Origin of the sequence: Roseixanthobacter glucoisosaccharinicivorans (assembly GCF_043195095.2) — a bacterium.
Classification (GTDB): Bacteria; Pseudomonadota; Alphaproteobacteria; order Rhizobiales; family Xanthobacteraceae; genus NCEH01.
In genome coordinates this window covers 3,791,207-3,808,086 of sequence record NZ_CM195538.1, presented here as the reverse complement: position 1 = coordinate 3,808,086, position 16,880 = coordinate 3,791,207, and the positions used below count along the sequence as shown (strand labels likewise).

Below are 16,880 nucleotides of genomic sequence, written 5' to 3'. Positions count from 1 at the left end.
GGGTTGGGCCGGGATGAAATCATCGCGCCGCCGGTTTGACCAGCGGACATGCGCATCGGCATGGCCGGACGGCGTTCGCGGTGCGCGACAGGGTGGAAATCCTGCGTCATAAATCCCGCCCCATGGGTTTCACCTGCCGCTTCGCTCCCAGCCCCAATGGCCGCCTGCATCTCGGCCATGCCCTCTCCGCCTTCGTCAATGCCGATGCGGCGGTCGCGGCGGGCGGCGATTTCCTGTTGCGCATCGAGGATATCGACGCCACCCGATCCCGCCCCGCTTTCGAACGGGCGATCGCGGAGGACCTGAGCTGGCTCGGCATTCTTCCCGCCGCGCCGCCTCGGCGGCAATCGGAGCATCTCGCTTTCTATGGGGAGGCGTTGGACCGGCTGGAGCGCGAGGGGCTGCTCTATCCCGCGTTCGAAAGCCGGGCCCAGATCGCCCATGCGGTGGCGCAGAAGGAAGCCGAAGGCCCCTGGCCGCGTGATCCTGATGGGGCGCCGCTCTATCCGTTCTCCCGGCATGCGATGACGCAAGCGGAACGCGACCGCCTTCGCTCGGAAGGCGCCCCGTTCGTGCTGCGGCTGGACATGGCGGCCGCCCTGGCACGCATCGGCGCGCCGCTGGTTTGGCGCGAGGCCTCCGAGACGCCCCTCGGCCCGCCGGTTCTTCAGCCGGCGGATCCGGCCGCCTGGGGTGATGTGGTGGTGGCGCGCAAGGATGTGCCGGCGAGCTATCATCTCGCCGTGGTGCTGGACGATGCGGCCCAGGCCATCACCCATGTGATCCGCGGGCGTGATCTGTTCGCGGCGACGTCGGTGCACCGGATGTTGCAGGCATTGCTGGGGCTGCCCGCGCCGATCTATCACCATCATCGCCTGGTGCTGGGGGCAGATGGCCGCAAGCTCTCGAAAAGCGAGGGGGCGGCGAGCCTGGATGTTCTGCGGCGGGCGGGCGAGGGCCCGGCCGATATCCGCCGGCGGCTCGGCCTTTCCGCCTAGCGCCGGTCTCGTGCGGAAATCCCCGCCATGCGCCGGGTTTCTCGAAAATGTTTCACGTGAAACAATGGCTTGGCGTAGACGAAATGGGGTTTGGTGGCCCGCCTCCGCGCCTGTTTCGTGGACCAAGCCGCGATTTCGGGCGAAGCTCCCTGCATGAATTTCGGCGAGGCGGCCGAGCGACCGATTCCGCGCCCTAGATCCAAGCCCGAACCCCGAGCCCGCGCTCACGCCGGACGGCGTTTTCCGCGCCACCCCGGCGCCGCGTCCTCTCAGCCGACGCCGAGCACGTAGAGCCAGAAGGCGATGGTGAACAGGCCGAGCACGGTGGAGAGCGAGACGGCGCTCGCGCTGGTATGCACCCCGATCCCATAGCGCTGGGCCAGCAGATAGGCATTGATGCCGCACGGCATGGCAGCGAACAGCACCGCCACCCCCGCCCAGACCGGCGGCATGGGCAACACCAGGGTCAGCAGATACACCAGCAGCGGGTGGATCATGAGCTTCATGAAGGAAATGAAGGTGCTCGGCCCCATGTCGCCGGAAATGCCGTAGCGGTTCAGCGCCAGCCCGAGCGAGACCAGGGCGCAGGGCGAGGCGGAGGCGGCCACCAGATCGAGAATCTGCTTGATGACGCCGGTGGTCTGGATGCCCAGCACCCGCCCGAGCCCGCCAGCATAGATGCCGATCAGGATGGGATTGAAGGCGAGCGTGCGCACGAGCCGCTTGCCGGTGGCCCAGGTGAGGCCGGAGCCGCCCTCGGCCAGCACGGTCGCCGCCACCAGCATGATCGGCAGGTGGATGGCGATCAAAAGGAACAGCGGCACCGCGCCTTCCTCGCCATAGGCCTTCAGAATCAGCGGCACGCCGAGAAAGACGGTATTGGCCTGCCCGGCCGAGAAGCCGTGGATCACCGCCTCGGTATGGCTGCGGTGGAACACAAAGCGCGCCACCCCCATGGCGATGCCGAAGACGACGAAGGCGCCGGTGAAATAGGCGATCCAATAGCCCCAGGGCTGAGCATCCGGCATCTTGGATTCGCTCAGGGTCTTGAAGATCAGGATCGGCACGGCAAGGCCGAACACATATTCGGCCAGGCCGTCGGAGGCCTTGTCCGAGATCAGCCGGGTCTTCGCGGCCACAAAGCCCATCGCCACGATGCCGAACACCGGCAGGATGACGATGGCGATATCGGCGATAATGCTGCCCATGCCCGATCCGTCAGGCCGCGACGCCGGCGGCGCGGCGCTGGGCGAGGGGCACGGCGCGTTCGCACAGGGCGTCGCGCACGCCGACCATGGCTTGCATGCGCGCCTCCAGCCGTTCGGCGACGGCCTCCGGCGCGTGGAACAGCACTTCCACGCTGATGCAGTCCTCCAGCCGCGCCACGTCGAGATGATCGGGCAGCACGTTATGGATGACGAAGGGTTCGAGGAGGCGCAGGAGCACGTTGGACTCGGGTTCGGCCTCGAGCACGAGGCGATACATCGCGTCGCCGGCCGGCGCGCAGCAGGGAGAAGTCATGGAAGTCGATTCCGAAGAAAGAAGAAGAAGCAGGATGCGCGTTATCGTGCCCGGCCGATGAGATCGACCGGGCGGAGAATTCGCAGCATCGCCGCACCGGCGGGCCGGTTCTTGCTCTCCGAAAAAGACATGGCGGCAAACTAGGCGGGCCGGTGCAAGGCGTCAACGGTGCGGCCGCGCGCGACCGCGCGGGCGCGCCGCGGCGCGGGCACACAAACCTTTGACATTGCTTGTCTTGGCGCGGGGCCGTCTGCGCTGTAGGCTTATCTTGCTCCGGTAGCCATGCCGGGACAGGGACGGTATTGCACCATGATGAGAGCGAGCGAGGGGGCAAGCGGCGGCACTTTGATGGCCGCGACCCGTGTCGCGCCCGTCTCTGGCGCGCCCGTTTCCACCGCGCCGCGTGAAGGGCGGGCATGGGGCGGGCAGACGCTGGCCCTCGCGGCCATGGTCGTGGTCGCCCTGGCCTTGCTGGCTGGGGCGGGCTTTCTCTGGGTGGTGCACGGGCCGGCGGTGTTCTTCGACACCCTCGCCAGCGGCTTGAGCGGATGCCTGTGAGCATGGGCCTCGTGAACATGGGCCTCGTGAGCATAGGCCTCGGCACGCGGCGGCGGGCGAAGCGCGCCCGCGGGCGCGGGCTTCAAAAGGTGCGCATGGTGCGTCTGGCGCTCCTGCGCCCATCGGTCCGATGGACCTTGGACCGCGCCGCGCCTAAATCCTGCCGGCCAGGTTTCACCGCGCCCGGTCCATCCGCATCCGGTTCCTTCCTGCTTGGGCCCATCCGCGCCTAATTCCATCTGTCCCGCCGCGGCCGTGTCCGGCGTCGCGGGCCGGGCCTGAAACGAGGTCGTCATGTCCCCGCGCACCAAGCTCTTCGTCCTGTTCGCGAGCTTCCTCGCGGGCGCCGCGATCCTGGTGGCCGTGACCACCGCCCTGCTGCCCACGCGGCCGGAAAATCAGGTCGCCGCCATCACCACCATCGGCGGGCCGTTCCAGCTCGTGGACCAGACCGGCGCGGCGGTGACGCAGGATGTGCTGAAGGGCAAGCCCTCGCTGATCTTCTTCGGCTTCACCCATTGCCCGGACGTGTGCCCCACCGCTTTGTTCGAGATGTCCGAGGTGTTCGGCGCGATGGGGCCGGATGCGGATAAGCTGCAGGCCTTCTTCATCACGGTGGACCCGGAGCGCGATACACCGGAGGTGATGAAATCCTATCTGTCCAGCTTCGCGCCCCAGCTCAAGGGCCTCACCGGCACGCCCGCGCAGGTGGACGCGGTCAAGCGCGGCTATCGCGTCTATTCCAAGAAGGTGCCGCTGGAGGGCGGCGACTACACCATGGACCATACCGCCGTGGTCTATCTGATGGACAAGACCGGGACCTTCGTGGCGCCGTTCAATCTCAAGCGGCCGCCGGCCGAGGCGGTGGCCGACCTGCGCCGGTATCTGTGATCTGGTGCTGAGGCACCCCCGCGGCGGCGCGGCGCGCGCGCCTGCGGGCGGAGAGGCCGTGCTCGGTCTTATTCCATTGGTGCGGCGCGCGGATCAGCTCCACCATCGCCAGCACGGTTGCGAGGGACAGCAGCAGCCAGTAGAGCGGCAGCAGGGGCAGCACAAAGGCGCTGGCCAGCAGGCCCCGCCGTCGCGCCCCGCACACCGCCAGCACCGCCGCCCCGCCATAGCCGAGCGTGAGCGTGGTGTAGCTGAGCGTGGAGATCAGCAGTTCCGTGAGCGTGGAGACCGTGCCGCCCATGGCGCCGCGCGCGAGATCCCAGCACAGCACCGCCACGCACAGGGGATGCAGCAGCGCGGCCATGAACGGAAAGGCGACCAGCAGGATCGCCCCCACCGTGCGCGCCGCGCCGAGTTCGCGCACCAGGCGGCGCGGATCGCGCCCATGCACCAGCAGTGTCTGCGCCCAGCCCTTCATCCAGCGCGTGCGCTGCCGCAGCCAGGTGCGCACATGCACCGGGGCTTCCTCATGGGTGGTGGAGGCGATCACATCGGTGCGCCAGCCCTTGCGCGCCAGGCGCAGGCCGAGATCGGCGTCCTCGGTCACATTGTAGGGATCCCAGGCCCCGACTCCTTCCAGCACGCTGCGGCGGAAATGGTTCGAGGTGCCGCCGAGCGGCATCGGCAGGCCGAAGGCCGCGACGGCGGGCAGGATCACGTCGAACTGGGCGGCATATTCCAGCGCGAACTGGCGGCTGATCCAGCTGTCGCCGCCATTGTCGATGGCGAGGCGCGCCTGGACGCAGGCGAGACGCGGCCCGCCTTTCTGGAACGCGGCGAGCGCGGCGCGCAACTGCCCGGGCTCGGGAACATCCTCGGCATCATAGACAACGAGGAATTGCCCGCGCGCGAACGGCAGGGCCGCGTTCAGGGCCTTCGGCTTGGTGCGCGGGCCGATGGCGGGCACGGGGATGATCTCGAACCGCGCCGGCAGCGCCATGCGCTTGAGGGCCTCGCGGGTCTGCCGGTCGTCCTCCTCCACCACCAGCTTGATGTCCAGCTTCTCGGGCGGATAATCCAGCCCCGCGAGCGCCGTGACGAGGCGGGGCAGCACCGCCGCTTCCCGGTAGAGCGGCACCATCACCGTATAGATCGGCAAATGATGGTCGGCGAGCCGGCACGGCCGGTCCGGCTCGGGCGTGATGAAGCAGGCGGCGAGGCGCAGGGCGATCGCGCCGAGGAACATGATCGCCAGCACCCCCTGGACCGCCAGGAAGGTCGCATGCGGCGTGGCGAGGAATCCGGTGGCGAGCAGCGCGGCCGCGAGCAGCAGCGGTCCCGCCAGGATGCGCATCGGCGAAATCAGAGCGGCGGAGAAGTGCGGCATGCGCCGGCGCAGGTCGAAGGCGGACTGTCGCGTCAGGGCCGGGCCCGCGTGCCGCGCGAGATAGGCGCGCAGGCGCTCGGGCGCGAGGATGGCGGCACGCGCGGCGAGGGAGGGGTCCTTCGCGAGCGCGCGCGCCAGCCGTCGAGCGCTGTGCCCGCGCGGGCAGAAGGTGAAGACCGCGCCCCGCAGGGGATCTTCCTGCCCCAGCATGCCGGTGCGCAGCGCGCCGCGGGCCCCGTCCGCATCCAGCGGCAGGCGGCGCGGCAATGTCGCGCGCGGCAGGCCGAGATGGTCGGCGAGGGCGGCGCTTGCGGCATCGGGATCCATCAGGCCGGCGGCGATCAGTACCTCGTCGCCGCCGACACCCAGATGGCGGGCGCGGGCGAGCGCGGCGGCGAGCGTCGTGTCGGGCAGCAGGCCGCGCAAGGCCGCGAGTTCCGTCGGCAGGCGGAGGTCGTCGGAGATTCCTGCACGCGCGCGGGGCGGGGGCGCGACCGGCGGGCTTGCCGGCGCCGGTTCAAATGGCGCCGCCGCATCGGCGTCGGCGGCCGCGTCGATCGCCACGCCTTCCGGCCATTGCCGGTCGCCCTCTTGCGTCCGGGTCCATCCCGGCGCAAATCCGTCATGCGCATGCGTCTCATGCGCCCGGGCCATGTGGCTCCGCGCGTCCTTGCCCACCCAGAGTTCCCCCCGCAGCCCCCTGCAACTGAGCAGAACGGTACGATGAAACAGAAGCAAGGGCCAGTCACCGCAATCTGTGATATTTTAGTCCTCGCACTGCTTTTCGCGGCCCTTCTGTGGCCCGCGACGCCCGTGCGCGCGCAGAACGCAGCCACCCCGGCCCGCGCGAGCGCCCTGGTGCCGAGCTTCTGGAATCCCGCGCGCCGGGTGGAGCGCCCGGATGCCACACGCCTGCCGAGCAATCTGCGCTTCCTGACCACGGACGATTATCCGCCGTTCAATTTCCTCTCCTCGGACGGCGCGCTGATGGGATTCCACGTGGATCTCGCGCGCGCCATCTGCGCGGAACTCGCCATTTCCTGCACCATCCAGGCGGTGCCGTTCGACACGCTGCTGGACAGCCTCGACCAGAACAAGGCCGATGCCGCCATCGCCGGCATCGCCGCGAACGCCACCAGCCGCCAGCGCGCGGATTTCACCGAGCGCTATCTCGGCACGCCCGCGCGCTTCGTCGCGCGCAAGGGGCACGGCCTTGCCGAGGCGACGCCGGAGCAGGTGGCGAACAAGAGCGTGGCGGTGGTCGCCGGCACCGCGCACGAGGCCTATCTGCGGGCCTTCTTCAACGAGGCGGCGATCCGCCCCTATCCCGACGCCCAGGCTGCCCGCGAGGCGCTGCGCACAGGCAAGGTGGACCTGCTGTTCGGCGACGCCATCGGCCTTGCCCTGTGGCTGAACGGCTCGTCCTCGCAAGGCTGCTGCGCCTTCACCGGAGGGCCGTTCACCGAGAGCCGCTATTTCGGCGACGGGCTGGCGGTGGCGGTTAAGCCCGGTAACGATCAGGTGCGCCGGGCCATCGACTATGCGCTCCAGCGGCTGTGGGAGAAGGGCGTTTATACCGATCTCTACCTGCGCTGGTTCCCCGTGGGGCTTTATTAGCGGCGCGCGGCGCGGCCTTTCGCGGCAAGGGGCGGCGGCGGGGCCGCAGGGTGCCCGCGCGGCCTTCCGTAAGGGGCGTTGACGCGAGCGTGTAATGCATCCGGCGCGGAACGGGCTTCACATGCGGGGCATGTCTCACGGGTCATGGAGACCTTCATGTTCCGATATGCTCAGGGCCGCTTGCCCGCCCTTACCCGCTCGCCCGCCCGTTCCCGCCGGTCCGCCGGCGCGCTCCTGCCGGCGCTGTCCCTGGCGCTCGCGCTGCTCGCCGTGCCCGCGCAGGCGCAGCAGCCGCCCGTGTCGATCGTGCGCGGCACCATCCTGGCGGTCGAGGGCCACGACCTCACGCTGGACACCAAGGACGGCGCCACCAAGGTCGCCCTGGCCGACTCCACCGTGCTGACCGGGGTCAATAAGATCACGCTCGCCGACATCAAGCCCGATGCCTATGTGGGCGTGGTCTCCGTGCCCGCGTCCGACGGGGTGGAGCATGCGGTTTCGATCCATGTCTTCCCGGCCGATCAGCGCGGCACGGGCGAGGGCTCGCGGCCGTGGGACCGGCCCGGCAGCACCATGACCAATGCCGCCATCGCCCAGGAGGTGACCGCCAAGGACGGCGAGATGCTCACCCTCAAATACGGCTCCGGGGAAAAGAAGGTGCTGGTGACGCCACAAACCTCGCTGGTCCGCTTCGAGCCGGGCGCCACCACCGCCGAGCTGAAGCCCGGGGTCAAGGTGATGGCCTTCACCAACGGGCCGGCCGAGGGCGAGCGGCAGGTGCGGCGCCTGCTGGTGGTGCGCGGGGATTTCATTCCCGCGCTTTGAACCGGCCCCGCTCCGGCGGCAGGCAGAGGCGGAGGGACGCGGATGCGCACATCGGCGCTTCCCTCCGGCGGCGTCGCGCACTAGTGTCCGCGCCTTCCCGCTCTGCGCGCCCACCGGAGACACGTCATGACCCTGGCGCCCGCCCCGACCGATACCCTTGCCGCCGAACTGCATGCGTTCGCCGAAACCGCGACCGCCTGGCCGTTCGAGGAAGCGCGCAAGATCGTCGCGCGGCTGAAACGCCAGCCCAAGGACGAGGTGCTGTTCGAGACCGGCTACGGCCCCTCGGGCCTGCCGCACATCGGCACCTTCGGCGAGGTGGCGCGCACCACCATGGTGCGCCACGCCTTCCGCGTGCTGACGCAGGACAAGATCAAGACCCGCCTGCTGTGCTTTTCCGACGACATGGACGGCATGCGCAAGATTCCCGAGAACGTGCCGGACCGCGCCGCGCTGGAGCCCTATCTCCAGATGCCGCTGACTTCCGTGCCCAATCCGTTCGGCGGGGATTTCGCGAGCTTTGGCGACCACAACAACACCATGCTGCGGCGCTTTCTCGATACGTTCGGCTTCGATTACGAATTCGCCAGCGCCACCGACTATTACAAGTCCGGCAAGCTGGACGCGGTGTTGCTGCGCGCGGCGGAGAAGTACGACGCCATCATGGCGGTGATGCTACCGACCCTCGGCGAGGAGCGCCAAGCCACCTACAGCCCGTTCCTGCCCATTTCGCCCATCAGCGGGCGGGTGCTGTATGTGCCGCTGAAGGCGGTGGACGCCAAGGCCGGCACCATCACCTTCACCGACGAGGACGGGGTGGACAAGACCGTCCCGGTCACCGGCGGGCATGTGAAGCTGCAATGGAAGCCGGATTTCGGCGCCCGCTGGGCCGCGCTCGGCGTCGATTTCGAGATGTTCGGCAAGGACCACCAGACCAATGCGCCAGTCTATGACAAGATCTGCGAAATCCTCGGCGGCACCGCGCCGGAGCATTATGTCTATGAGCTGTTTCTCGACGAGAACGGCCAGAAGATCTCCAAGTCCAAGGGCAATGGCCTGACCATCGACGAATGGCTCACCTATGCCAGCCCGGAGAGCCTCGCGCTCTACATGTTCCAGTCGCCGCGCTCCGCCAAGAAGCTGCATTTCGACGTGATTCCGAAGGCGGTGGACGAATATTTCAGCTTCCTCGGCCGCTATCCCGCCCAGGATTGGAAGAACCGGCTGGGCAATCCGGTGTGGCATATCCATTCCGGAGAGCCGCCGGCGATCGAGATGCCGGTCTCCTTCACCATGCTGCTGAACCTCGCCTCGGCCTCCAATACCGAGGATGCGGCGGTGCTGTGGGGCTTCCTGAACCGCCATGTGCCCGGCGTATCCGCGCAGACCCATCCCAAGCTCGACGAGCTGGTGGGCTATGCGGTGAAGTATTTCCATAGCTTCGTGAAGCCGAACAAGGTGTATCGCGCCCCCGATGCTGTGGAGCGTGAGGCCCTGGAAGCGCTCGACGCCGCGCTCGCGGCCCTGCCCACGGGCGCCGCCGCCGACGACATCCAGACCGCGCTCTATGATGTCGCCCGGCCCATCGCGCGCTATCAGGACCTCAAGGCCAAGGGCGCGACGCCGGAGCGGCCGGGCGTCTCGGTGCAATGGTTCAACACGCTCTACCAGGTGCTGCTGGGGCTGGAAAAAGGCCCGCGCTTCGGCTCCTTTGTGGAGATCTACGGCATTCCCGAGACCCGCGAGCTGATCCGCAAGGCCCTGGCGGGCGAGATGACCACGGCGGCTGCATAGGTGTTTACTGAAACGCGGCGTGTTGCATCTGCAGATGCGCCGCGCTGGGGAGAGACATGACGGGCGTCGAATTGGTTTCGGTTCATGTGCCGAAATGCGCCGGCACCTCCCTGCGCCTGGCCCTTCAGCGCGCCTATGGCGAGGCGGAGGTCTTGGGGGACTATGCCGACGGCGTGCTAAACCCCGCCGCCGCCATGAACATCGACCCGGATCGCTTTTTCGCCCGCTGGGCGGCGGCGGATTGGACGCGCTTTCCCTATCGGGCCGTGCACGGCCATTTCCACCCCAACAAATACCGCACCTTGCCCGCCAGAGTGCGCGCGACCTTCCTGCGCGATCCCCTGACCCGCCTCATATCTCATTATCATTTCTGGCGGCGTGCGGGGGAACCGGGACAGAATCCGGTGCGCGACTACATGTACGAACAGAACCTCTCGCTGGAAGATTTCGCGCATCTGCCGAGCATGCGCTATTTTTATACCGGCTTTTTCTTCCGCGACGTGGACATGGCGTCTTTTGACGTCATCGGCTTTTACGAGACCGCCGCGCAGGACATGGCCCGTCTGGAAAAGGCGCTCGGCGTGACGCTGGATCTCGGCCGCGAAAACACCAACACGGCGCCGGAGTATGCGCGCGCCATCGAGGAGCTGCGGTCCGACCCGGCGCAGACCGGACGTTTGCGCGCGCTGCTGAGCGCGGACATCGCATTCTACGAAACGCTGCGCGAACGCGCCGCAGGCTGATCCGACCCGGGGTTCTTCACATCTCGCTTAAAATGGAAGTACAATATATTTAATAACTTATTTTATTTGTATTTAAGGAGAGCCGTCATGTCGCTTCGCTTGGGAGACGTGGTTCCCGATTTCACCGCCCAGACCACCGAAGGTCCGGTGCGCTTCCACGAATGGCTGGGAGACTCCTGGGGCATCCTGTTTTCGCACCCCAAGAACTTCACGCCGGTCTGCACCACCGAGCTCGGGCAGGTGGCGCACCTGAAGGGCGAATTCGACACGCGCAACGTGAAGGTCATCGGCCTCTCGGTCGATACGCTCGAAAACCATCCCCAATGGGTGAGCGACATTGCGGACGCGACCGGCGCGCAGCTCAATTTTCCGCTGATCGCCGACAGCGACAAGACCGTCTCCGGGCTTTACGACCTGATCCATCCCAATGCCAGCGACACCGCGACCGTGCGCGCGGTGTTCATCATCGGGCCGGACAAGAAGCTGAAGCTGACCCTGACCTATCCCGCCAGCACCGGCCGCAATTTCCAGGAGATCCTGCGGGTGGTGGATTCGCTGCAACTCACCTCCCAGCACGCCGTCGCCACGCCGGCGGACTGGAAGCAGGGCGAGGATGTCATCATCGTGCCCTCGGTCTCCGACGCGGCGGCACAGGAGAAGTTTCCCGAGGGGTGGAAGACCGTGAAGCCCTATCTGCGGGTGGTCCGCCAGCCCGGCACCTGAGCCGCGCCTCCCGGGGCTGCGCCGGATGCGCGCCTCGCCCTTCGCCGCAGCGCGGGAACAGGTTCCCGCGCCTCGGCCGTGCGTGCTAAATGGGCGCTCGTTCCGATCCGGGAGTGCGCCATGGCCGAGGGAAACAACCAGCTGACCCGCTTCTTCGGCGGCTCGCCGGCTTTGGTGCTGGTGCGGCTGATCGTGCTCTCGGTGGTGGTCGGTGTGATTCTCGCAGCGCTCGGGCTCGACCCGCGCAACCTGCTCTCCAGCCTGCGGCATCTGGCCGAAAATCTCTTCACCTTCGGCTTCGACGCGTTCGAGCGCCTGTGGCGCTATTTCCTGTTGGGCGCGGTCATCGTCTTCCCCCTGTGGCTGATCCTGCGCCTCGTGCGCGGCAGCCGGTGAGCCCGGCGCGGGGCCGCGCGCAGGGAAAGCGCGATCATGACATCCGCTGAAATCCAGGCCCCGCCGCGCGCCGCCGCGCCCCGGCCCGAGGAGGCGCCGCGCCCGGTGGAGGTTTCGCACCGCCGCGTGCTGGCGATCGCCTTGCCCATGACGATTGCCCATCTCACCACGCCGCTGCTGGGCGTGGTGGATACGGCGGTGGTGGGTCGGCTCGGCGAGCCCGCGCTCATGGGCGGGGTGGCGCTGGGCGCGGTGATCTTCGATTTCCTGTTCTGGGGCTTCGGTTTTTTGCGCATGGGCACGGTGGGCCTCGCCGCCCAGGCGCTGGGCCAGGGCGATGCGCGGGAGACGCGCGCGGTCGCAGCCCGCGCGCTGCTGCTGGCTCTGGCCTGCGGGCTCGGCCTCATTGTGCTGCAATGGCCCATCGGCCTTGGCGCGCGGGCGCTGGCGGGGGCAAGTCCGGCGGTGGATGCGGCGGTCGCCTCCTATTTCCACATCCGCATCTGGGCGGCGCCGTTCTCGCTCGCCAATTATGCGCTGGTGGGCTGGCTCACCGGCATCGGCCGCACCGGCCACGCACTGGGGATCCAGGTCGGCATCAGCCTGGTGAACATGGCGGCGACAGTGGTGTTGGTTCTGGTGTTGGGCTGGGGCGTCGCGGGATCGGCGGCGGGAACGCTTCTGGCGGAAACCCTTGGCGCGCTCGCGGGACTCTTGCTCTGCGCGCGCCTGCTGAAATTCCGCCTCGCGGTGCCGAAAGCGGTGCTGTTCGACCGCGCGCGGCTGATGGCGACCTTCGTGCTCAACCGCGACATCATGATCCGCACCGCCGCGCTTCTGGCCGGCTTCAGCTTTTTCGCGGCCCAGGGCGCGCGGGCGGGCGATGTGGTGCTCGCCGCCAATGCCCTGCTGAACAACATGATTTTGCTGGCCGCTTATTTCCTCGACGGGTTCGCCACCGCCGCGGAGCAGATCTGCGGGCAGGCGGTGGGCGCGCGCAACCGGCCGGCGTTCAGGGGGGCGGTGCGGCTCGTGCTGATGTGGGGCTTCGGCTTCTCGCTCTGCGTCTGCGCGCTCTATCTGACGGCCGGGCCGGCGATCGTCGACCTCATGACCACCAGCCCGCAAGTGCGCGTGGCGGCGCGCGAATTCCTGATCTTCGCTGCGATTCTGCCGGTGGTCGGCGTGGCCGCCTATGCGTTCGACGGCATCTATATCGGCGCGCTCTGGTCGCGCGACATGCGCAATCTCATGCTGCTCTCGCTCGCGCTCTATCTCGGGTCGTTCTTCGTGCTGCGCCCGCTCGGAAACGAAGGGCTCTGGCTCGCCTTCCTGGTGTTCCTCGGGGCGCGCGGCGCCCTTCAGGCGCTGCGCCTGCCGGCCTTGCTGAACCGCACGTTTTCCGCTTAAGGCGCGGCCATCTCAACGGGGAATATATGCCCGCCGTCGGCGCCAAGCGGCAGCGGGCGGACCCAGGCTACGGCGGAGAGGGGGAGTGCGGCATAAAGATGGGGAAACAGCGCGCCGCCGCGCGAGACCTCCCATTTCAGCGCCTCCCCGAGTTTCCCCGTCTCGACCGCGACCAGGAGCAGATTCTCCTGTCCCGCGAAGTGCTTGGCGGCGGTCTCGCGGGCCTGGGCGGCGGTGGAGAAATGGATGTAGCCGTCGGCATGGTCCACCGGCGCGCCATCGAAACGGCCGGCGGCTTCCGCAGCGGTCCACAAGGTGGTCGAACAGATCTTGAAGATGAGGCGGTCGCGTTGGATCATGCTGCCATGTAGCGCGCAGACGGTCGGCGCGCCAGCCAAGATCTCGCCGGTTCCGCTGACGAATCGGACTTAATTCCTGGACTTTTGCGACTTTTGCACTTATTTTCCTAGTGTTCGGGCGTCTTTCGGTTCAAGTCTGGTTTCTAAAGTGTTCGGTCAATCGGTTTCAGGCGATGCGGAAGGAAATACCTCCTTTTGCGTCGGATGAGACTCGTTTGCGTCCACGGGATGCGCATGCTCACTCATGGTCAAGTCTGGGGCGCCCTCGACCGCCTCGCCGCGCAGCATGGCCTTTCCGCTTCGGCGCTTGCCAAGCGGGCGGGGCTGGATTCGACCGCCTTCAACCGGTCGAAGCGGATCACGCCGGACGGGCGGCCGCGCTGGCCCTCCACCGAGAGCCTCGCCAAGGTGCTCGCCGCCACCGGCTCCAGCATCGACGATTTCACCGCCTTGCTGGATGGCAATGGGGAAGCGGCCCTGCGCCATTCCGGATTGTCGGAGGACCCGCTCCCGCCGCCGCGGCTGGCGCGGACCATTCCGCGCATCGGCTTCGCCCAGGCGGGCAAGGGCGGCTTCTTCGACGATGCCGGCTTCCCGGTGGGCGGGGGATGGGACGAGCTGCTGTTTCCCGAGGTGGGCGACGAGCATGCCTATGCCTTGGAGATTTCCGGCGATTCCATGCAGCCGCTCTATCGCGAGGGGGACATCGTCATCGTCTCGCCGGCCGCCAAGCCGCGCCGGGGCGACCGGGTGGTGGTGAAGACCCGCGACGGGGAGGTGCTGGCGAAGGAACTGGTGCGCATGACCCCGCGCACGGTGGATCTGCGCTCCCTCAATCCCGAATATGAGGACCGCCAGATCCCCGCCGCCGATGTGCTGTGGGTCGCCCGCATCATCTGGGCGACGCAATAGCGCCGCCGGCGGCGGCTCACCCCTCCGGCCCCAGCAGCTTTTCCAGCGTCTCCAGCCGGTCGGCCTCGCGCGGCGGCTTGTCCCAGCGCAGGCGGGCGATGCGGGGAAAGCGCATGGCGATGCCCGAGCGATGGCGAGTGGAACGGGCGAGCCCCTCGAAGGCGATCTCCAGCACCAGCCCGGCGTCCGGCTCGTGCAGCACCTCGCGCACCGGGCCGAAGCGGTTCACGGTGGCTTCCCGCACGAATTTGTCGATGGCCAGCAATTCCTCATCCGTGAAGCCGAAATAGGCCTTGCCTACGGGCACCAGGGTTTCGCCCCCCTCGGCCTGCGTCCACACGCCGAAGGTGTAGTCGGAATAATAAGACGAGCGCTTGCCGTGGCCGCGCTGGGCATACATCAGCACCGCGTCCACCGTGTGGGGATCGCGCTTCCACTTCCACCAGGGGCCCTTCGGCCGGCCGGGCAAATAGGCGCTGTCGGCGCGCTTCAGCATCACCCCTTCCACCGCTTCCGCATCCACCCCCGCGCCTGCCGCGGCGGGGTTGGCGCGGGCGGCGGCCAGGTCCTCCCAGCTGGTGAAAGGCACCAGGGGGGAGAGATCGAGTCGGGACGCGGCGGTGCGGGCGATCAAGGCGGAAAGCCGCGCTCGCCGCTCGGCGAACGGGCGCTCGCGCAGGTCCTCGCCCGCCTCCACCAGCAAATCATAGGCGCGCATGTGGGCGGGATAATCCCGCAGCATCTTCGGCGTCACGGTCTTCCGGTTCAGCCGCTGCTGGAGCACGTTGAACGACTGCACGCGCCCCTCGCGCACCACCAGCAATTCCCCGTCCATGGCGCCCTCGAAATCGAGCGCGTCCACGAGGTCGGGAAAGGCGGGGGAGATGTCCTCGCCCGTGCGGCTGTAGAGACGCACGATCTTCTCGCCCTCGGGCGAGCGCCCGGCCACCGCCTGGATGCGGATGCCGTCCCATTTCCATTCGGCGGTGAAGGCTGAGGGATCGAGGGCGAGGAAGTCGCTCGCCTCGATGGCGTGGGAGAGCATCACCGGGCGGAACGGCGCGGGATCGAGGTTTTCCGGGCGCGGCGCGCGCCCCTCCACCCAGGCAAACAGGTCGAGATAGGGCGGGGCGAGGCCCGGCCACACCAGCTCCACCTCGTCTGGCGCGATGCCGCCGAGCGAGGCGACAGCGGTCTTGGCGAGGCGCGCCGAGGCGCCGACCCGCAGCGCGCCGGTGATCAGCTTCAGCAGCGCCCAGCGGCCGGTATCGTCGAGCCCGTCCAGCCAGTCGGCGAGCTGGCCGGGCAAGGCGCGCTTGGGCAGGGTTTCGAGGCCATGGACGATGTCCGACAGCGAAGGCGCATGGTCCGGCGGCGCGGCGCCCTCGGGCAGCGGCCACATGAGGGCGACGGTCTCCGAAAGATCGCCCACATAATCATAGGACATGGCGAACAGCACCGGGTCCGCCCGCTCCTGGATGAGCGCGCGCACGAGGCCCGGCTTGGCATTGGCGAAGGAGAGCGCGCCGGTGAGCGCGGCGAGCGCGATGCCGCGCTCCGGGTCCGGCGTGGTGGCGAAATAATCCGCCATCAGGCGGATCTTGGCATTGCGGCCGCTCTCATAGGCGAGGCGATCCAGCAAGGCGGCGAAGCGGTTCATGGCGCCGCCTCCGGCGCGGGGGCTTCCGGCGGCCCCTCGTTCTCCTCCTCGCCATAGCCCACCATGTGCAGCGGCTTGGCGCGCAACTGCCGGGTCATCGCCCAATGCACCAGCGCGTCCTCGGCGCCGTGGGTCACCCACACCTCCTCGCAGCCGGTGGCGGAAATGGCCGCGGTCAGCCCGTCCCAATCCGCATGGTCGGAGATCACCAGCGGCAGCTCGATGCCGCGCTGGCGGGCGCGGGCGCGCACCCGCATCCAGCCCGAGGCAAACGCGGTGACGGGATCGGGAAACTTGCGCGACCAGATGTCGGTGATGGAGGTGGGTGGGGCGATCACCACCGCGCCGGCGAAATCGGCCTTCTTCGCCTCCTTCGCCAGGCGAATGTCGCCCAACGCTATGCCGCGCTGCTGGTAATAGGCGCTGATCTTCTCCAGCGCGCCGTGGATGTAGATCGGGGCCGAATGCCCGGCCGCGCGCAGCAGCGCCATGACGCGCTGCGCCTTGCCGAGCGAATAGGCGCCGACGATGTGCGCCCGCTCGGGAAACACATGCAGCGAATTCATCAGCTTTGCGGTCTCGGCTGCGGCATCGGGGTGGCGGAACACCGGCAGGCCGAAGGTCGCCTCCGAGATGAAGACATGGCAGCGCACGGGCTCGAAGGTCGCACAGGTGGGGTCGCGCGCATCCTTGTAATCGCCGGACGCGACGATGGTGCAGCCGCGCCAGGAGAGTTCGAATTGCGCCGAGCCGAGCACATGGCCGGCGGGATGGGCGGTGACGGTGACGCCGCCGATCTCCACGCGCTCCCCATAGGCGATGGCCTGCGTCGCCCCGGCGAAATTCGCGCCGTAGCGGATCGCCATCAGGTCCAGCGTCTCGCGGGTGGCGAGCACATGGCCGTGGCCGGCGCGGGCGTGATCGCTGTGCCCGTGGGTGATGAGCGCGCGCGGCACGGCGCGCGTCGGATCAATGAAGAAATCCCCTTTGGGACAATAAAGCCCACCCGGGGCGGGGTGCAGAAGTTCGTCCGGACGCATGGTTGTGCGTTATATGGGGCCGAACGGCGCGGGCGCGAGGGCTTGG

Annotated in this window: 17 protein-coding genes; 11 read left to right on the top strand and 6 right to left on the bottom strand. The window is 68.2% G+C overall.

The window, feature by feature from the left end; translation table 11 throughout:
- Positions 1-122: 122 nt before the first annotated feature.
- Positions 123-998, top strand: coding sequence for a tRNA glutamyl-Q(34) synthetase GluQRS (gene gluQRS, locus V5F78_RS17620; RefSeq protein ID WP_394067559.1), 876 nt, complete (start codon positions 123-125; stop codon positions 996-998).
- 269 nt (positions 999-1,267) lie between these two features.
- Here the strand turns inward: gluQRS and V5F78_RS17615 are convergent, their stop codons facing one another.
- Positions 1,268-2,206, bottom strand: coding sequence for an AEC family transporter (locus V5F78_RS17615; protein ID WP_394067557.1), 939 nt, complete (start codon positions 2,204-2,206; stop codon positions 1,268-1,270).
- 10 nt (positions 2,207-2,216) lie between these two features.
- Entirely contained in the window at positions 2,217-2,519 is a 303-nt protein-coding gene (locus V5F78_RS17610; protein ID WP_394067555.1) for a hypothetical protein, read from the bottom strand.
- A 348-nt stretch (positions 2,520-2,867) separates the two neighbouring features.
- On the opposite strand from V5F78_RS17610, the gene V5F78_RS17605 reads away from it, so the two are divergent.
- Positions 2,868-3,077, top strand: coding sequence for a hypothetical protein (locus V5F78_RS17605; RefSeq protein WP_394067553.1), 210 nt, complete (start codon positions 2,868-2,870; stop codon positions 3,075-3,077).
- A gap of 294 nt (positions 3,078-3,371) precedes the next feature.
- Positions 3,372-3,968, top strand: coding sequence for an SCO family protein (locus V5F78_RS17600; RefSeq protein WP_394067551.1), 597 nt, complete (start codon positions 3,372-3,374; stop codon positions 3,966-3,968).
- Here the strand turns inward: V5F78_RS17600 and V5F78_RS17595 are convergent.
- On the bottom strand, positions 3,919-6,009 hold the full coding sequence (locus tag V5F78_RS17595; protein ID WP_394067549.1) for a glycosyltransferase: 2,091 nt from the start codon (positions 6,007-6,009) through the stop codon (positions 3,919-3,921). The two genes, V5F78_RS17600 and V5F78_RS17595, sit on opposite strands and share 50 nt — an antisense overlap.
- A gap of 69 nt (positions 6,010-6,078) precedes the next feature.
- Here V5F78_RS17595 and V5F78_RS17590 point away from each other — a divergent pair, with 69 nt between their 5' ends.
- The 7 genes from V5F78_RS17590 to V5F78_RS17560 all read left to right on the top strand — a co-directional run bounded on the left by V5F78_RS17590 (position 6,079) and on the right by V5F78_RS17560 (position 12,863).
- A complete protein-coding gene (locus V5F78_RS17590; RefSeq protein ID WP_394067547.1) occupies positions 6,079-6,972 on the top strand; it encodes a transporter substrate-binding domain-containing protein in 894 nt (297 codons plus the stop codon).
- Between the two features lie 156 nt (positions 6,973-7,128).
- A complete protein-coding gene (locus tag V5F78_RS17585) occupies positions 7,129-7,797 on the top strand; it encodes a hypothetical protein (protein ID WP_394067545.1) in 669 nt (222 codons plus the stop codon).
- A gap of 126 nt (positions 7,798-7,923) precedes the next feature.
- Positions 7,924-9,591, top strand: a complete 1,668-nt coding sequence (locus V5F78_RS17580) for a lysine--tRNA ligase (protein WP_394067543.1) — start codon at positions 7,924-7,926, stop codon at positions 9,589-9,591.
- 56 nt (positions 9,592-9,647) lie between these two features.
- Positions 9,648-10,334 (top strand): sulfotransferase family 2 domain-containing protein, encoded by a 687-nt coding sequence (locus tag V5F78_RS17575; protein WP_394067541.1) that lies wholly within the window; start codon positions 9,648-9,650, stop codon positions 10,332-10,334.
- 87 nt (positions 10,335-10,421) lie between these two features.
- Positions 10,422-11,057 (top strand): peroxiredoxin, encoded by a 636-nt coding sequence (locus V5F78_RS17570; RefSeq protein ID WP_394067539.1) that lies wholly within the window; start codon positions 10,422-10,424, stop codon positions 11,055-11,057.
- Positions 11,058-11,177: 120 nt separating this feature from the next.
- Positions 11,178-11,453 carry a DUF6460 domain-containing protein gene (locus V5F78_RS17565; RefSeq protein WP_394067537.1) on the top strand — a complete coding sequence of 92 codons (276 nt, stop codon included), beginning with the start codon at positions 11,178-11,180 and terminating at the stop codon, positions 11,451-11,453.
- 36 nt (positions 11,454-11,489) lie between these two features.
- The gene (locus V5F78_RS17560) at positions 11,490-12,863 is read left to right on the top strand and encodes an MATE family efflux transporter (protein ID WP_394067535.1); all 1,374 of its coding nucleotides are present in this window, start codon (positions 11,490-11,492) and stop codon (positions 12,861-12,863) included.
- Here the strand turns inward: V5F78_RS17560 and V5F78_RS17555 are convergent.
- Positions 12,860-13,222: a DUF952 domain-containing protein gene (locus tag V5F78_RS17555; RefSeq protein ID WP_394067534.1), complete on the bottom strand. Its 363-nt coding sequence runs from the start codon at positions 13,220-13,222 to the stop codon at positions 12,860-12,862. The genes V5F78_RS17560 and V5F78_RS17555 overlap by 4 nt on opposite strands.
- A 234-nt stretch (positions 13,223-13,456) precedes the next feature.
- Here V5F78_RS17555 and V5F78_RS17550 point away from each other — a divergent pair, with 234 nt between their 5' ends.
- Entirely contained in the window at positions 13,457-14,134 is a 678-nt protein-coding gene (locus tag V5F78_RS17550; RefSeq protein ID WP_394067532.1) for a S24 family peptidase, read from the top strand.
- Positions 14,135-14,150: 16 nt separating this feature from the next.
- Here the strand turns inward: V5F78_RS17550 and V5F78_RS17545 are convergent, their stop codons facing one another.
- A complete protein-coding gene (locus V5F78_RS17545; RefSeq protein ID WP_394067530.1) occupies positions 14,151-15,794 on the bottom strand; it encodes a cisplatin damage response ATP-dependent DNA ligase in 1,644 nt (547 codons plus the stop codon).
- Positions 15,791-16,834, bottom strand: coding sequence for a ligase-associated DNA damage response exonuclease (locus tag V5F78_RS17540; protein ID WP_394067528.1), 1,044 nt, complete (start codon positions 16,832-16,834; stop codon positions 15,791-15,793). The genes V5F78_RS17545 and V5F78_RS17540 overlap by 4 nt, the downstream gene beginning before the upstream one ends.
- Between the last annotated feature and the right edge of the window lie 46 nt (positions 16,835-16,880).

Coding starts and splice junctions, on each gene's coding strand:
- gluQRS (WP_394067559.1), top strand. CDS start 123: ATGGGTTTCACCTGCCGCTTCGCTCCCAGCCCCAATGGCCGCCTGCAT.
- V5F78_RS17615 (WP_394067557.1), bottom strand. CDS start 2,206: ATGGGCAGCATTATCGCCGATATCGCCATCGTCATCCTGCCGGTGTTC.
- V5F78_RS17610 (WP_394067555.1), bottom strand. CDS start 2,519: ATGACTTCTCCCTGCTGCGCGCCGGCCGGCGACGCGATGTATCGCCTC.
- V5F78_RS17605 (WP_394067553.1), top strand. CDS start 2,868: ATGGCCGCGACCCGTGTCGCGCCCGTCTCTGGCGCGCCCGTTTCCACC.
- V5F78_RS17600 (WP_394067551.1), top strand. CDS start 3,372: ATGTCCCCGCGCACCAAGCTCTTCGTCCTGTTCGCGAGCTTCCTCGCG.
- V5F78_RS17595 (WP_394067549.1), bottom strand. CDS start 6,009: ATGGCCCGGGCGCATGAGACGCATGCGCATGACGGATTTGCGCCGGGA.
- V5F78_RS17590 (WP_394067547.1), top strand. CDS start 6,079: ATGAAACAGAAGCAAGGGCCAGTCACCGCAATCTGTGATATTTTAGTC.
- V5F78_RS17585 (WP_394067545.1), top strand. CDS start 7,129: ATGTTCCGATATGCTCAGGGCCGCTTGCCCGCCCTTACCCGCTCGCCC.
- V5F78_RS17580 (WP_394067543.1), top strand. CDS start 7,924: ATGACCCTGGCGCCCGCCCCGACCGATACCCTTGCCGCCGAACTGCAT.
- V5F78_RS17575 (WP_394067541.1), top strand. CDS start 9,648: ATGACGGGCGTCGAATTGGTTTCGGTTCATGTGCCGAAATGCGCCGGC.
- V5F78_RS17570 (WP_394067539.1), top strand. CDS start 10,422: ATGTCGCTTCGCTTGGGAGACGTGGTTCCCGATTTCACCGCCCAGACC.
- V5F78_RS17565 (WP_394067537.1), top strand. CDS start 11,178: ATGGCCGAGGGAAACAACCAGCTGACCCGCTTCTTCGGCGGCTCGCCG.
- V5F78_RS17560 (WP_394067535.1), top strand. CDS start 11,490: ATGACATCCGCTGAAATCCAGGCCCCGCCGCGCGCCGCCGCGCCCCGG.
- V5F78_RS17555 (WP_394067534.1), bottom strand. CDS start 13,222: ATGATCCAACGCGACCGCCTCATCTTCAAGATCTGTTCGACCACCTTG.
- V5F78_RS17550 (WP_394067532.1), top strand. CDS start 13,457: ATGCTCACTCATGGTCAAGTCTGGGGCGCCCTCGACCGCCTCGCCGCG.
- V5F78_RS17545 (WP_394067530.1), bottom strand. CDS start 15,794: ATGAACCGCTTCGCCGCCTTGCTGGATCGCCTCGCCTATGAGAGCGGC.
- V5F78_RS17540 (WP_394067528.1), bottom strand. CDS start 16,834: ATGCGTCCGGACGAACTTCTGCACCCCGCCCCGGGTGGGCTTTATTGT.